The following is a 15,043-nucleotide window of genomic DNA, read 5'->3' as shown; positions in this document are numbered from 1 at the left end:
TTCAGGAGAGGGGCTGGAGAATCGGCCGACCCAAGGTCCAATTGCTGCGCACAATGGCTGCAATAATCTGATGATGTCAGGGGCGTCACGAGCGCCCCTTCAACAGAGGGAGGATGGAATGAAAGGACGTATGATGCGTGCGCTATCGGGTGCCGCAATGCTGACGCTGGCGGTTGCCGCCGCGCCGCTGCTGGCCGAAGGGCCGACCGATGCCGAGTTGATGAACGACGCGGCGACGCCCGGCGACGTTCTGACCTATGGCATGGGTCCGCAAGCGCAGCGTTTCAGCCCGCTTAAGGCCATCAACGCCTCCAACGTTGCCAGGCTGGTCCCCGCCTTCGCCTCGTCTCTGGGCGGCGAAAAGCAGCGGGGCCAGGAAGCCCAGCCGATCGTCTATGACGGCACCATCTACGTCACCGGCAGCTATTCGCGCCTGTTCGCCTTCGACGCCCGCACCGGCGAGGAAAAATGGCAATATGACGCCCGCCTGCCCGAAGCGATCATGCCCTGCTGCGACGTGGTGAACCGCGGCGCGGCCATCTATGGCGACAAGATCATCTTCGCGACGCTGGACGCGCATATGGTGGCGCTGAACCGTCACACCGGCAAGGTTATCTGGAACAAGCAGACCGCCGATTATCAGGCCGGCTATTCCGCCACCGCCGCGCCGATGGTGGTGAAGGGCAAGGTGATCTACGGCAACTCCGGCGGCGAGTTCGGCATCGTCGGCGCGGTCGAGGCGCGCGACGTCAACACCGGCGAACTGGTCTGGCGCCGCCCCACGGTCGAGGGGCATATGGGCACCCTCAACGGCAAGGATAACGGCATCACCGGCAAGACCAATGCGAGCTGGACCGGCGACCTGTGGAAGACCGGCGGCGGCGCGACCTGGCTGGGCGGCACCTATGACCCGGAAACCAACCTGCTCTTCTTCGGCACCGGCAACCCCGCGCCATGGAACAGCCATTTGCGCCCCGGCAACAATCTCTACACCAGTTCGACCCTCGCCATCGATCCCGATTCCGGGGTCATCAAATGGCATTTCCAGACCACGCCGCATGATGGCTGGGATTTCGATGGCGTGAACGAGTTCATCCCCTTCGACGCCACCATCAACGGCAAGGCGATGAAGCTGGGCGCAAAGGCCGACCGCAACGGCTATTTCTTCGTGCTGGACCGCACCAACGGCAAGTTCATCAGCGCCAACAGGTTCGTCGCCCAAACGACATGGGCCACCGGCTTCGACAAGAACGGCAAGCCCCAGACGATCGACGCGGGCCGCCCCGGCGCGCCGACCACGGAAAAGGGCAAGCCGGTCTTCGCCAGCCCCAGCTTCCTTGGCGGCAAGAACTGGATGCCCATGGCCTATAGCCAGGACACCGGGCTGTTCTACATCCCGTCGAACGACTGGGGCATGGATATCTGGAACGAGCCGATCGCCTACAAGAAGGGCGCGGCCTATCTGGGCGCGGGCTTCACCATCAAGCCGATTGCCGAGGATCATATCGGCGTGCTGCGCGCCATGGACCCCAGGACCGGCAAGATCGCCTGGGAATATAAGAACAAGGCGCCGCTCTGGGGCGGGGTGCTCTCGACGGCGGGCAATCTGGTCTTCACCGGGACGCCGGAAGGCTATCTGAAAGCCTTCGACGCCAAGACCGGGCAGGAGTTGTGGAAGTTCCAGACCGGCTCCGGCGTGGTCGGCAGCCCCGTGACGTGGGAACAGGATGGCGAACAATATGTCGCCGTCATGTCCGGCTGGGGCGGCGCGGTGCCGCTTTGGGGCGGCGAGGTCGCCAAATCGTTCAGGGACATCAATCAGGGCGGTTCGCTCTGGGTGTTCAAGCTGCCGAAATAAGGAGCATCGGTCATGATCGTCATGGGACGCGGCAACCATATCCACCAGCCTCCTCCGCCGGGCGCGATGCGGCTTGCCACGTCCCGTGACTTGTCCGATTATCCGGGTCGAGGGGTGGGCCAGTTCATGAGTGACGAAGCGATCATGGAGCGGGTGCTGATCGTCGACGATCACCCCCTTGTGCGCGACGGGCTTCGCAGCGTGATCGCAATCAGCTTCGACAATTGCGAGATTTTCGAGGCGGCGAGCATGGATGAAGCCGTCGCCACGCTGGAAAAGCAGGATAATTTCGACCTGATCCTGCTGGATCTCAACATTCCCGATGTCCGCCGCCTTGATGGCCTGAAACTGCTGCGGGATCGTTTCCCGATCCTTCCCGTGGTGATGGTTTCAGGCGCCTTCGACCGCGCTATCGTACAGGAAGCGCTGGCCGCGGGCGCGGCGGGCTTCATCCCGAAATCGCTGAAGCGCAGCGCCATTGTCGACGCGCTCCATCGGGTGGTGTCGGGCGAGATCTATCTTCCCGAGGCCATGGGCGAGAGCGTCGCGCCGACCGCCGAGGAGGATGAGATCGTCCGCCGCATCGACAGCCTGACGCCGCAACAGAAGACGGTGCTGATGCATCTGGTGCGCGGGCGGCTGAACAAGCAGATCGCGCATGATCTGGGCGTGTCGATGACGACGATCAAGGCGCATGTCTCGGCGATCCTCCAGAAGCTGGGGGTGCTCAGCCGGACGCAGGCGGTGATCAAGGCCAATCTGGTGAATTTCCGGGCGGATTAGGGTTTGAGGCCCCAGGGCCGGGTGACACAGGTGACACGATGCTGGCGCGAAGGACCGCGCCTTTCCTTAGGTTTTCCTACAGGGTCAAAGAGCCGGTTTTCGGCTTAGAAGGAAAGTTCCGCTGTAGGACAGGAAAATCCGCGGGGAGGCAGATGGTGGACCCGGCTGTAACCGCCATGGGCAAGGATGGTCGGGGCAGCCGGGTCCAAAGATCGCGCCGTGGGGGACGGCGCGATGCCGCAGCCTCCCCGAGCGGTCAGCGGCAGCGCCATATTAGCGGAGGCCGTGCCGCACGGCATCTGCCCAACATGCTGATTCGCCAGCGATTGAGGAGGAGGGCGCATGCGCCTTTGGAGGCATGGACGAAAGTGTCGCGCGACGCTTTCGGGAGGGGCCATGACGATTGGTTATCGGGGTGGAATCTGCTATTCCTGATCCATTGGATGGCACTGGCCAGACTATCGCGCGTGACGCCCGGCTGACCATGCCCCCGGCATTTGGGTCGATGGAGGATGTCATGGCGATTTCCCAAAGATTGCGCGGTTATATGGACCGTTGCGGCACGAGATTCGACGAATGGCCGCATGAACCCGCCACGGAAATGGCGCGGGCGGCGCAGGCGGCCCATGTGCCGGGGCGGCAGGTGGCGAAGGCGGTGCTGGTGCAGGCGGGCGACGAATATATGCTGGCCGTCCTGCCCTCTTCCAAGCATGTGAGCTTCAACTTCCTGCAACAATGGCTGGCGCGCGACGTCTCTCTGGCGGAGGAGCATACGACGGCGGCGCTCTTCCCCGATTGCGAACTGGGCGCGATCCCGCCGATCGGCGCGGCTTATGGGCTGAAGACCCTTATCGATGACGACATGCTGATGGATCAGGACGTGTGGTTCGAGGGTGGGGATCACAGCACGCTCATTCACATGAATGCGGAAAACTGGCGGCGGCTGCAAAAGGGAGCCGGGCATTTCGCGTTCAGCATCTAGGGGGGCCACATTCCCCACAGCGGTTCGGACGAGGTCCATGCCCCGTCCGAACGGCTGTGCGGGGGGGCAAGCGCCCCTGCCCTCTCATGCAATAAATTCCACACTGTTATCGGAAAAATACACCGTCTTCCCATGTTCCCCCCGCGCAGGGCATCGCCTAAAATCGCGGTCCCGGAGAAGCTGAAAGGAATCGCGCAATGGACGCAAAGACGAGCAACGATCCGCTGGCCTGCCCGATGAAGGAACCGGCCGCTCTGCGGTCCCTGCTGGGACGCACCAATCGCGACTGGTGGCCCAACCAGCTCTCCCTCGACATTCTTCAGCAGAACGGCCTGTCCGGCAATCCGCTGGGCGACGATTTCGATTATGCCGCCGCGTTCAAGTCGATCGACTATCAGGCGCTGAAAAAGGACCTGACCGCGCTGATGACCGACAGCCAGCCCTGGTGGCCGGCCGATTACGGGCATTATGGGCCGTTCTTCATCCGCATGGCCTGGCATTCGGCAGGCACATACCGCACCGGTGACGGTCGCGGCGGCGCATCCTCCGGCTCGCAGCGCTTCGCGCCGCTCAACAGCTGGCCGGACAATGCCAATCTGGACAAGGCGCGCCGGCTGCTCTGGCCGGTGAAGCAGAAATATGGGCAGAAGCTGAGCTGGGCGGACCTGATGATCCTGGCGGGCAATGTCGCCATCGAGTCGATGGGCGGCCCGGTCTTCGGCTTCGGCGGCGGCCGCGCCGACGTGTTCGAGCCGGAAAAGGACATTTACTGGGGCACAGAGGAGCTATGGGTCAACCAGCCCGGCAACCAGACGCGCATCCAGCCGGAAAAGAACATGGTATTGGAAAGCCCGCTGGCGGCGATCCAGATGGGCCTGATCTACGTCAATCCGGAGGGGCCGGGCGGCAATCCCGACCCGCTGCAATCGGCGCGCGACATTCGCGAAACCTTCCTGCGCATGGGGATGAATGACGAGGAAACCGTCGCGCTGACGGCGGGCGGCCACACGTTCGGCAAGGCCCATGGCGCGGGCGATGCGTCGAAGGTCGGCAAGGAACCCGAGGGCGCGGACATCGCGCAGCAGGGGCTGGGCTGGCAGAGCGGCTATGAAAGCGGCGTGGGCGACCACACCATCACCAGCGGCATAGAGGGCGCGTGGACGCCGACGCCCCGGACCTGGGACCACAGCTTCTTCCACATGCTGCTCGATTATGAATATGAACTGGTGAAGAGCCCCGCCGGGGCCAAACAGTGGCAGCCGGTGAACCAGAAGCCGGAGGATATGGCGCCGGGCGCGCACAGTCCCGACAGGCGCGTGCCGACGATGATGACGACCGCCGACATGGCGTTCAAGATGGACCCGGAATATCGGAAAATCTCTGAGCGGTTCCGGGACGATCCGGCGGCGTTCGAGGACGCCTTCGCCCGCGCATGGTTCAAGCTGTGCCATCGCGACATGGGGCCCAAGGCGCGCTATCTGGGCCCCGAAGTCCCGGCCGAGGACCTGATCTGGCAGGACCCGATCCCGGCGGTCGACCATCCGTTGGTGGAGGCTTCCGACATCGCCTCGCTCAAGCAGAAGATACTGGCTTCGGGCCTCAGCGTCGCGGAACTGGTGCAGACGGCCTGGGCGTCGGCATCGACCTATCGCGGATCGGACCATCGCGGCGGCGCCAATGGCGGGCGCATCCGCCTGGCGCCGCAAAAGGACTGGGACGTGAACCAGCCCGAGCAGCTTTCCCGTGTGCTGGGCGCGCTGGAGACGATCAAGGCCGAGTATGACGGCGCGGGGGCGAAGAAGATTTCGCTCGCCGACCTCATCGTGCTGGCCGGATCGGCGGCCATCGAAAAGGCGGCGAAGGATGGCGGGCGCAGCATCGATGTGCCCTTCACCCCGGGCCGCACCGACGCGTCGCAGGAGCAGACGGACGTGCAGAATTTCGAGGTGCTGGAGCCGAAAGTCGACGGTTTCCGCAACTATCTGCCCGTGCCATTCAACGTGCCGGTGGAGGAATTGCTGATCGACCGCGCGCAATTGCTGACGCTGAGCGCGCCGGAAATGACGGTGCTGGTCGGCGGGCTGCGCGTGCTGGACGCCAATCATGGCGGCTCCGGCCATGGCGTGTTCACCGACAGGCCGGGGACGCTCAGCAACGACTTCTTCGTCAACCTGCTCGACATGGGCACGGCCTGGAAGGAGACGGAAACCAGCCTGTTCACGGGCACCTGCCGCAAGACCGACGAGCCAAAATGGACCGCCACGCGCGTCGATCTGGCATTCGGATCGAATTCGCAGTTGCGCGCGCTGTCGGAAGTCTATGCTTCGGCCGATGCGGGCGACAAATTCGTGAAGGACTTCGTCGCGGCGTGGGTGAAGGTGATGAATGCGGACCGCTTCGATCTGGCGGCCTGAAAGAAGGGAAGGCCGCTTCTTCGGCGGCGGCCTTTGCCCGTTGAAGTAACGGTTTTCTATTTAATTGAGGCTGCGTAACTTTCATGCGATATTGTCTCCGTTGGAGACTCGTCGTGCATGATCATCTGAAAGATGCTGCGAACGCGTCCGATCTCTCGGACGGGCAGCTCTTCACCATCCGTCGCAGGATCAGCGATCGGAAGAACCTGACCGGATTCGAACAGGCCGTGCTGGATGAAATGGAAAGGCGGCATTTGACCCCGGGGGCGGTGACTTCATCCCCCTTCCCGCAGGCGGGAGGGGTATGATCACCCGTCCAACAGTCCCCTGATCTGTCCCGCCAAATCCCCCAACGCAAAGGGCTTGGGAAGCAGCGCGATCCCGGCCTCCAGCCGTCCGTCGCGCATCACCCCATCGCGGGGATAGCCGCTGGTGAACAACACCTTCAGCTCCGGTCGCAGCGCCCGCGCCCGTTCGCCAAGTTCGCTGCCTGACATGCCCGGCATGACGATGTCCGTGAACAGCAGGTCGATCGCCTGGCCCGGCTGTTCCACCAGTTCCAGCGCCGCAACGCCGTCCGCCGCCTCCATCACCCGATAGCCCAGCTCGCGCAATATTTCGGCGGAATAGGCGCGCACGCCCGCATCATCCTCCACCACCAATATGGTTTCACCCTTTGCCCGCTCGCCGGTGCGCTTCTTGCGCTCGCCCGCCGCCGCAACCACCTCTCCAGTGAAGCGCGGCAGATAGAGCTGGACCGTCGTTCCCTGCCCTTCCTGCGACTGCACCTCGATATAGCCGCCGGACTGCTTGACAAAGCCGTAGACCTGGCTGAGTCCCAGGCCCGTGCCCCGTCCGATCTCCTTGGTGGTGAAGAAGGGTTCGAAGATCTTCGCCAGCGTCGCCTGGTTCATGCCGGTGCCGGTGTCGGCCACCGCGATCATCACATAATCGCCGGGCAGCACATAGGGATGCCGCGCCACATAGCCATCGTCCAGATGGACGTTCGCCGTCCCGATGATCAGCGTGCCGCCCTCCGCCATCGCATCGCGCGCGTTGACCGCAAGGTTCAGCAGCGCGCTTTCGATCTGGTTGGGATCGGCCTCCACCGCCCACAGCGCAGCGCCCCGGCGAATTTCCAGCCGGATCAGCTCGCCCAGCGCGCGCTTCAGCAGGTCCGCCAGATCATCCGCCATCTGCCCAAGGTCCAGCGGTTTGGGCATTAACGGCTGGCGGCGGGAAAAGGCCAGCAGCCGCTGCGTCAACGCCGCCGCCCGCTCCGCCCCCTGCATCGCATTGGCCACCGCGCGCCGCGCCTTTTCCCCGCCATCGGATTCTTGCAGCGCCCGCTCGGCCAGTTCGATATTGCCGGTGATCACCGTCAGCAGATTGTTGAAATCATGCGCGATCCCGCCGGTCAGCTGGCCCACCGCCTCCATCTTCTGCGCCTGGCGCAACTGATCCTCGATCGCGCGCTTTTCGGTCAGGTCGCGCATCACCTTGGCAAAGCCGATCAGCCGGCCATGATCGTCATGCACCGCGTCGACGACCACGCTCGCCCAGAACTCCGTGCCATTTTTGCGTACACGCAAACCCTCCGCCTCGAAACGTCCGGCGAGTGCCGCCACCTGGAGCGTCCGGGCGGGCATGCCCGCGTCGCGATCAGCCGCCGTATAGAAGATCGTGCTGGACTGCCCGATGATCTCCTCCGCGGCATAGCCCTTGATCCGTTCCGCCCCGACATTCCAGCTGGTGACGATGCCCGACGCATCGAGCATGCAAATCGCATAGTCGGTGACGCCCTGCACCAATATGCCGAAGCGCTGTTCGCTTTCCTGAAGCTGGTGGAAGGCGCGCTGGATTTCCGCCGTGCGCGCCTCGATCCGCTGTTCCAGCGTAGCGTTGAACTGGCGTAGTTCCGCTTCGGCCCTGGCGCGGGCATCGATTTCCCGCCGTGCCTGCTGGTGCAGCCGGGCATTGTCGATCGCCGTCGCGGCATGGCCCGCAATGCCGAGCATGATCTTCTCATGCTCGGCGCTGAAGCGGGCGGGCTTGTGATGGCCGAAGAAGAGGCCGCCATGCACTTCGCCGCTATGCGAGATCACCGGCACGGCGAGGTAGCTGGTTACCGGCAGATGCCCCTGCGGCATGCCGTGATGGGGCGGACTATGCCCGTAGCGCGCGTCCTGCCGGATGTCGTCGGAGCGCACCACCCCCCGGCCCGAAAAGGTCGCGTCAAAGACCGGCGTGTTGCGCGGCATGGGGAAATTCGCAAAGGCCTGCCGGGACACGCCCGAGAGGCTGTAGAGCATATAGCTTTCTCCATCCTCCGCCACGCGGTTGTAGAAGAAGGCGCCGAATTCCGCGCCGGTCAGCTCGACCCCGGCATCGGTGACGGTCTGGACGATCCGCTCCAGATCCTGGTCGGAGGCCACCATGGCGCCGGTCTTGTTGACGATCTCGAACGATGTCTGGAGCGCCACGTTGCGGATCGCCGCGCCCACCAGCCGCGCCAATTGCCCCAGCAGTTCCACCGCCGGATCGCCGGGCGCATCCTTTTCCGCCCAATAGGCGCCAATGGCGGCTTGCGCGTCGCCGGCATCGACCGGCATCATCACCAGGCTTTTGACGAAGGTTGCGCGATAGGCCGCATGGGGGACGCGGGGGTCGGCGTAGATGTCGGGGATGACCGCCGGCTGCCCATGCAGCATCACCCAGCCGGAAATGCATTGGGTCAGCAGGAAGCGCTGCCCGGCCCAGAGCGGCGCGATCGCATCCTCCGCGACATAATGGCAATGATCGCCCTCGCAGGTGACGAAGCAGATGCCCTGCGCGCCGATGATGCCGCGCGCGGTCGATCGCACGACTTCCACCACGTCGTCCAGCGACCGCGCCTTCGCCAGCCGCTCGGCGGCTGCGAACAGACGTGGCCACGGCGCGGCCATCTCCTCCTTCACTTTCTGCATCAACAAACGGACCTTTGCGGCCTGATCCCCGCCTGAGCATAAGCTATTGTTTTTCAGTGACCAACCGCAACGATTGCAACAGTGGAACAATTGGTCGAATTTTCGTGCCTTGCCCCGGAATTCCCCCGCCGTCTTGCACCGTTCGGACATATTTTGACATTCGCGCGCAGCATTTGGCGGCCAGAAGCCCTGCGTCGGCGGCATCCCCCTCCCCCTTGGCCGTCGACCCCTGAACCTTGGCCCCCAGCTTCTGCTGGGGGCTTTTTACGTCCATGAGGTGGACCTGCGAAGCGCTATTTCAGCATCGTCCGCAACAATGCGCGCAGCTGCGCGGGCTTCACCGGCTTGTTCAGCAGCGGAATCCCCCGCGCATCCAGCTTCGCCTTCAACGCCTCGCCCCGGTCGGCGGAGATCATCACGGATGGCACCGCCCGTCCGAAATGCCGGTACAGCCGGTCGATCACCTCATCGCCCGTTTCGCCGTCATTCAGATGATAGTCGACCAGGATCAGGTCAGGCGCCTTTCCTTCCGCGAAGGGCGCCACCGCCTCCTCGAAGCCGCCCGCCGTCGTCACCGTACAGCCCCATCCGCCCAGCAGCGTCGACATTCCCGTCTGGATCGCGCGTTCATTGTCGACCACCAGCACGTTGAGGCCCCGCATCGACCGGTCGCTGCGGGGCGGGCTGCCCCCCTCCCCTTCATCCACCACCGCCTGCCCTGCGGGCACGATGATGGAAAAGGTCGCCCCCTGCCCCGGCACCGATTCCAGCGTCACTTCATGACGCAGCATGTCGCTGGCCCGCCGCACGATGGCGAGGCCCAGCCCCTTGCCGGCGGTCCGGCTGTCCAGACGGCGGAACTCCTCGAAAATCAGCTGCTGCTTGTCGATCGGGATGCCCGGCCCGCTGTCGGTGACGCTGAGGCGGATATTCTGGGCGCCGGGCGCGCAGACGACGCGCACCGACCCGCGCTGGGTGTAGCGCAGCGCGTTGGACAGGAAATTCTGGAGGATGCGGCGGAGCAGGCGGATGTCCGAACGCACCCAGACCGGTCCCTCCGATGTCAACGTCTCCACCGTCAGCACAAGGCCGGAGGATCGCGCCATGGGCGCGAATTCCGTGCGCAGGGTGTCCAGCAGCCGATCAATGCGGAAATCGCTGATCTCCGGCTGGATCGCGCCGGCGTCGAGGCGGCTGATCTCCAGCAGCGCTTCCAGCAGGTCCTCCACCGAATCGAGCGCGGTGGAGGTCTGGTTGACCAAAGCCCGCGTCGGCAGCGCCAGCCGCCGGTCGCCCAGCGCCGCGACGAACAGCCGCGCCGCATTCAGCGGTTGCAACAGGTCATGGCTGGCGGCGGCGAGGAAGCTTGTCTTGGACAGGTTCGCCTTTTCCGCGGCGGTTTTCGCGTCCAGCAACTGCGCCTCGATCTCGCGCCGTTCCGTGACTTCCGCTTCCAGTTCGGAAGTGCGCTCGGCGACGCGTCGTTCCAGCGTCTCGGCCGTTTCGCGCAGCGCCGCCTGCGCGCGCAGCATGTCGGTGACGTCGGTGAAGCCGATCACCTGCCCGCCGCGCGCCATGGCATTGCTGCGGACTTCGAAGCGCCGCTCGCCCGCCTCGACCAGTTCGGCACGATCCGCGCCCCAATCAAGGCAGCCGCGATCCGCCATGCCCAGCCGATCCCGGCACCAGCCCGCCAGAGCGGCGTGCTGCCCCATGTCCTGCGCCCAATCCTCCGGCAGTTCCAGCAACCGTTGCAGCGCCTCGTTCCAGGCCGCCACGCGCCCTTCCGCGTCGAACAGGCAGACGCCTTCGGAAAGATTGTCCAGCGTCGCCTGCAACACGATATTGCGCTCGGCCAATTCGCGCGCGCGAGCGCGGGCATCCTCCGCCTTCACTTCGGTGATGTCGGTATAGATGCCGACGATGCCACCCTCGCTGGTGCGCAGTTCGTTGATCTGCACCCAGCGGCCGTCGGAGAGCGCCTGGACATGGCCACCCTCCGCCACGCTGTGCCGGGCGAGCCGGTCGGACACCCAGCGGTCCTGCCCCACCGGACGATGATGCGCCGCCGCCAGCCTGGCGATCTCATCGAAATTCATGCCCTCCCGGATATGGTCCACCAGTTCCGGCCAGAAGCCGAGATAGGCTTCGTTGAACAGGACCAGCCGATCCTCCGCATCGAACAGGTCGAAACCTTCGTTAATGGAATCGATCGCGTCGCGCAGCCGCGTCTGCGCGGCCTCTGCCGTGGCATGGGCGGCGGCAAGGTCGGCATTGGCCTCCGCCAGCTTGGCCAGCGCCTCCTCCAGCTGCATGGTCCGCTCGCGCACCATGGCTTCCAGCGAGATCGCCGTCTCGAACATGGAAAAGGCATTGCCAGCCATGTCGCTGGACCGTTCGACCCGGTCGATCAGGGCCGCATTGATCTTGCGCAGCTTGCGGTTTTCCTGCCTGAGCGCCTCCAGTTCGGCGGAAGAGAGGTCCGCGTCATTCATCGGCCGATGGCGAGGCCGCTGAAGGTCTGGTTGACGTGCAGCGCATGATATTGCTCGCCATAGGTGTTGAAGCCGATCACCCGATGGCGTCCGTACAGTTCCGACACGGCGCGGCTGATCTGGCGCTGTTCGGCGTCGATGCGGTTGAGGACGCAGTCAAAGGCGATGATGCGGTCGACCTGACCCACCTGCGCCGCAATATCCTGAAACAGCGTCTCCATGCCCGATATGCGCTCCACCGGCTCGCCCACGGTCATCACGATCCCCTCATCGATGGCGCAATAGAAGGTGAGGCTGCCGTCGGGGTTCGCGCTCTGGACCGAGCGCACATGATAATCGCCCCCCGCCCGCACCATCAGCGGATGCGCGGCGTAGAAGGCCAAGCCCAAAGCCTCGCCCGCATGGCCCGCCAGCCGCAGATATTCCTGCGCGGCGGGTTCGGCGTTGATCTCTGTCACGATGCGGTCCTGCGGGATGGCGCCGGTGACGACCATCCTGGCCTCGCCCGGGCGGTAATGCTGCGCCTTGAACACATGGAGCGGGCGCGAGGTCGAGAGGATCGCCACCACGGCGGCACGGGCATGGAAACGCCCGCCATCGAAGATCGCCGTCTCGCGAAAGGCCATGCCGTCGCCCGACGATCCGCCGATCAGCGCGATATCGCCCAATCCGTCCTGAATGGTCATGGTCAGCAATTCCTCGCGATGCGAGAGGCCGTCGACCAGGAACAGCGCGACATGATTGACCCTGTCGCCCAGATGGCGGCTGTCGCGATCGGCGCGGGTGGCAAGCGCGCGCACCGCCTGCCGCGCGGCGACGGGGTCGAAATCCTCTATATCGTCGAAGCAGAGCGAGGTCATGTGGAAGGCGGTGGCGGGAAAGCCGATGACGCTCAGGCTGTCCTCATCATAGCCATTTTCCGTGAGTTCGCCCGAACTGGTGCAGCCGATGGCGACCACGGCTTCGCCCCCCATCTTCTCCTTCTGCCGGTTGACGGCGCGCGCAAGCGCCTCCCGATCGAAGCGATGCGAGCAGAACAGCAGCATCCCGGCGAGCGGCTCTTCCCGCAATTGCCCGGCGACTTCCGCCATGGCCATGGCCGGATCACCCGCATGGCTCGACGCAAAGGCGATTTCCGATGCCAGCATCGTCATGTTCCTCTCCCCGCATTTTCTCCCTTTTTCTTCTATTCAGTTTCCATCGCCTCGCAAAGGTTCTCCTGCCGCGGCGAGCGCTTCCGCCTCCTCGTCCGTGAACACTCGCGAACGGACGATGAAGCGCACTCCCTCCGGGCTTTCCAGCGACATGCCCGCGCCCCGGCCGGGGACGACGTCGATGGTGACCTGCGTGTGGCGCCAATATTCGAACTGCGCCGCGCCGATCCACACCGGCACGTCGCCTGCGACATGACCCAGCAGGACGTCCTGGCCGCCGGTCCTGAACTCGCCGCGGGGGAAGCACATCGGTGCGGAACCGTCGCAGCAGCCGCCCGACTGGTGGAACATCAGCGGGCCGTGGCGGGAGGTGAGGCGGGCGATCAGCGCTTCGGCTTCTGGCGTGGCAAGGATGCGGGGCGGAATTTCAGCCATGATCGACCTTTCCCCGGGGAAACGGAAAAAGGCGGGCACCCGTCCCCGAGTGCCCGCCGAAACCAAAGGCGTTGAAAGAGGAGAGGCCCGCCTTCGGCATGGTGCGACCCGTCGCCTTTAGAAAAATCCCAGAGCCTTGGTCGAATAGCTCACCAGCAGATTCTTGGTCTGCTGATAATGGTCCAGCATCATCTTGTGGGTTTCGCGGCCGATGCCCGACTGTTTGTAACCGCCAAAGGCTGCGTGGGCCGGATAGGCGTGGTAGCAGTTGGTCCAGACGCGGCCCGCCTGAATGTTGCGGCCCATGCGATAGGCGGTGTTGCCGTTGCGGCTCCACACCCCGGCGCCAAGGCCGTAGAGCGTGTCATTGGCGATGGCGAGCGCGTCCGCCTCATCCCGGAAGGTCGTGACCGACAGCACCGGGCCGAAAATCTCCTCCTGGAAGATGCGCATCCTGTTATGCCCTTCCAGCACGGTCGGCGTCACATAATAGCCGTCCGCCAGTTCGCCGCCGAGATTTGCGCGGCTGCCCCCGGTCAGCACCCGGGCGCCCTCTTCCCGGCCGATGTCGATGTAGCTGAGGATCTTCTCCAGCTGGTCGTTCGACGCCTGCGCGCCGATCATCGTCGCGGGATCGAGCGGGCTGCCCTGCACGATCTTCTGCACGCGGGCGACCGCGCGCTCGATGAATTTTTCGTAGATGGATTCCTGCACCAGCGCGCGGCTGGGGCAGGTGCAGACCTCGCCCTGATTGAGCGCGAACATCGCAAAGCCTTCAAGGCATTTGTCGAAATAATCGTCGTCCGCGTCCATCACGTCGGCGAAGAAGATGTTGGGCGACTTGCCGCCCAGCTCCAGCGTCACCGGGATGAGGTTTTCCGACGCATATTGCATGATGAGGCGGCCGGTGGTGGTTTCGCCGGTGAAGGCGATCTTGCTGATCCGCTTGCTGGTGGCGAGCGGCTTGCCCGCCTCCACGCCGAAGCCGTTGACCACGTTCAGCACGCCCTCGGGGATCAGGTCGCCGACCAGGTCCATCAGCACCATGATCGACATGGGCGTCTGTTCGGCGGGTTTCAGCACCACGCAATTGCCCGCGGCGATCGCGGGGGCCAGCTTCCACGCCGCCATCAGGATCGGGAAGTTCCACGGGATGATCTGGCCGACGACGCCCAGCGGTTCGTGGAAATGATAGGCGACCATGTCATGGTCGATCTCCGCGATCGAACCTTCCTGAGAGCGGACGCAGGCGGCGAAATAGCGGAAATGGTCGATGGCGAGCGGAATGTCGGCGGCGGTCGTCTCGCGGATCGGCTTGCCGTTGTCGATCGTCTCGGCCATGGCGAGCAGGTCGAGATTCTCCTCCATACGCTGCGCGATGCGATTGAGGACATTGGCGCGTTCCGTGGCGGAGCGCTGGCCCCAGCTGTCCTTCGCCCTGTGCGCGGCGTCGAGCGCCAGTTCGATATCCTCCGCCGTCGAGCGGGCGACCTTGCACACGGCCTGGCCGGTCACGGGCGAGATATTGTCGAAATAATCGCCGCGGGTGGGCTTCACCCACTGACCGCCGATGAAGTTCTCATATTTATCGCGGATCAGGGTCTTGCCCGCGAACCGCGCCATTGCCTGCTGTAACATCCATCCTCTCCCGGACTCGTCTGAAGTTGAGGGACAGGATGAACCTTTTGGGGACAGGGACAATTAGACCTTGGGTCGGGCCCTTTGTCGGGCAAGGTCATTTGCCGCCGTTGCTTCGGCGGCACTGTCGCGATAGGTGACAAGGGTGACACGATAGAGGCACGGAGGAGCGTCCTTCCGTGCGGAATTGCTATCGGGGCTTTACGGTTCAAAGAGCCGGTTCGCCTTAACCCGGTCGTAAGCTTGTAGGACAGGAAAATTTGAGGCGGGTTTCGACCATTTGTGGACATTCCCACCCTCGTCACCCCGGGCTTGACC

10 protein-coding genes are annotated in these 15,043 nt (G+C 64.3%); 5 read left to right on the top strand and 5 right to left on the bottom strand.

From position 1 onward, the window contains the following. The first annotated feature begins 118 nt into the window (after positions 1–118). The 5 genes from RUH75_RS14430 to RUH75_RS14410 all read left to right on the top strand — a co-directional run bounded on the left by RUH75_RS14430 (position 119) and on the right by RUH75_RS14410 (position 6,345). Entirely contained in the window at positions 119–1,858 is a 1,740-nt protein-coding gene (locus RUH75_RS14430; protein WP_313807143.1) for a methanol/ethanol family PQQ-dependent dehydrogenase, read from the top strand. Positions 1,859–1,870: 12 nt separating this feature from the next. Then, a complete protein-coding gene (locus RUH75_RS14425; protein WP_313807141.1) occupies positions 1,871–2,641 on the top strand; it encodes a response regulator transcription factor in 771 nt (256 codons plus the stop codon). 517 nt (positions 2,642–3,158) lie between these two features. Next, on the top strand, positions 3,159–3,623 hold the full coding sequence (locus RUH75_RS14420) for a YbaK/EbsC family protein (RefSeq protein ID WP_313807139.1): 465 nt from the start codon (positions 3,159–3,161) through the stop codon (positions 3,621–3,623). Between the two features lie 197 nt (positions 3,624–3,820). Continuing rightward, on the top strand, positions 3,821–6,037 hold the full coding sequence (gene katG, locus RUH75_RS14415; RefSeq protein ID WP_313807137.1) for a catalase/peroxidase HPI: 2,217 nt from the start codon (positions 3,821–3,823) through the stop codon (positions 6,035–6,037). Positions 6,038–6,150: 113 nt separating this feature from the next. After that, the gene (locus RUH75_RS14410; RefSeq protein WP_313807135.1) at positions 6,151–6,345 is read left to right on the top strand and encodes a hypothetical protein; all 195 of its coding nucleotides are present in this window, start codon (positions 6,151–6,153) and stop codon (positions 6,343–6,345) included. Here RUH75_RS14410 and RUH75_RS14405 read toward each other — a convergent pair whose 3' ends face one another. The 5 genes from RUH75_RS14405 to adh all read right to left on the bottom strand — a co-directional run bounded on the left by RUH75_RS14405 (position 6,346) and on the right by adh (position 14,725). Then, complete coding sequence (locus RUH75_RS14405) at positions 6,346–9,003, bottom strand: GAF domain-containing protein (protein ID WP_313807133.1); 2,658 nt, start codon at positions 9,001–9,003, stop codon at positions 6,346–6,348. Between the two features lie 293 nt (positions 9,004–9,296). Next, positions 9,297–11,498 carry a NahK/ErcS family hybrid sensor histidine kinase/response regulator gene (locus tag RUH75_RS14400; protein ID WP_313807130.1) on the bottom strand — a complete coding sequence of 734 codons (2,202 nt, stop codon included), beginning with the start codon at positions 11,496–11,498 and terminating at the stop codon, positions 9,297–9,299. Further along, positions 11,495–12,652 (bottom strand): FIST N-terminal domain-containing protein, encoded by a 1,158-nt coding sequence (locus tag RUH75_RS14395; protein WP_313807128.1) that lies wholly within the window; start codon positions 12,650–12,652, stop codon positions 11,495–11,497. The genes RUH75_RS14400 and RUH75_RS14395 overlap by 4 nt, the downstream gene beginning before the upstream one ends. 36 nt (positions 12,653–12,688) lie before the next feature. Continuing rightward, positions 12,689–13,087, bottom strand: a complete 399-nt coding sequence (locus tag RUH75_RS14390) for a DUF779 domain-containing protein (RefSeq protein ID WP_313807126.1) — start codon at positions 13,085–13,087, stop codon at positions 12,689–12,691. A gap of 117 nt (positions 13,088–13,204) precedes the next feature. Continuing rightward, positions 13,205–14,725 (bottom strand): aldehyde dehydrogenase, encoded by a 1,521-nt coding sequence (gene adh / locus RUH75_RS14385; protein ID WP_313807124.1) that lies wholly within the window; start codon positions 14,723–14,725, stop codon positions 13,205–13,207. Between the last annotated feature and the right edge of the window lie 318 nt (positions 14,726–15,043).

The sequence above is a fragment of the Sphingobium sp. genome (assembly GCF_032153725.1).
GTDB lineage: Bacteria > Pseudomonadota > Alphaproteobacteria > Sphingomonadales > Sphingomonadaceae > Sphingobium.
Note: the sequence above shows the minus strand (reverse complement) of the source record. Positions and strands in the feature narration are given on the sequence as shown.

Coding starts and splice junctions, on each gene's coding strand:
- RUH75_RS14395 (WP_313807128.1), bottom strand. CDS start 12,652: ATGACGATGCTGGCATCGGAAATCGCCTTTGCGTCGAGCCATGCGGGT.
- adh (WP_313807124.1), bottom strand. CDS start 14,725: ATGTTACAGCAGGCAATGGCGCGGTTCGCGGGCAAGACCCTGATCCGC.
- RUH75_RS14425 (WP_313807141.1), top strand. CDS start 1,871: ATGATCGTCATGGGACGCGGCAACCATATCCACCAGCCTCCTCCGCCG.
- RUH75_RS14405 (WP_313807133.1), bottom strand. CDS start 9,003: ATGCAGAAAGTGAAGGAGGAGATGGCCGCGCCGTGGCCACGTCTGTTC.
- RUH75_RS14430 (WP_313807143.1), top strand. CDS start 119: ATGAAAGGACGTATGATGCGTGCGCTATCGGGTGCCGCAATGCTGACG.
- katG (WP_313807137.1), top strand. CDS start 3,821: ATGGACGCAAAGACGAGCAACGATCCGCTGGCCTGCCCGATGAAGGAA.
- RUH75_RS14400 (WP_313807130.1), bottom strand. CDS start 11,498: ATGAATGACGCGGACCTCTCTTCCGCCGAACTGGAGGCGCTCAGGCAG.
- RUH75_RS14420 (WP_313807139.1), top strand. CDS start 3,159: ATGGCGATTTCCCAAAGATTGCGCGGTTATATGGACCGTTGCGGCACG.
- RUH75_RS14390 (WP_313807126.1), bottom strand. CDS start 13,087: ATGGCTGAAATTCCGCCCCGCATCCTTGCCACGCCAGAAGCCGAAGCG.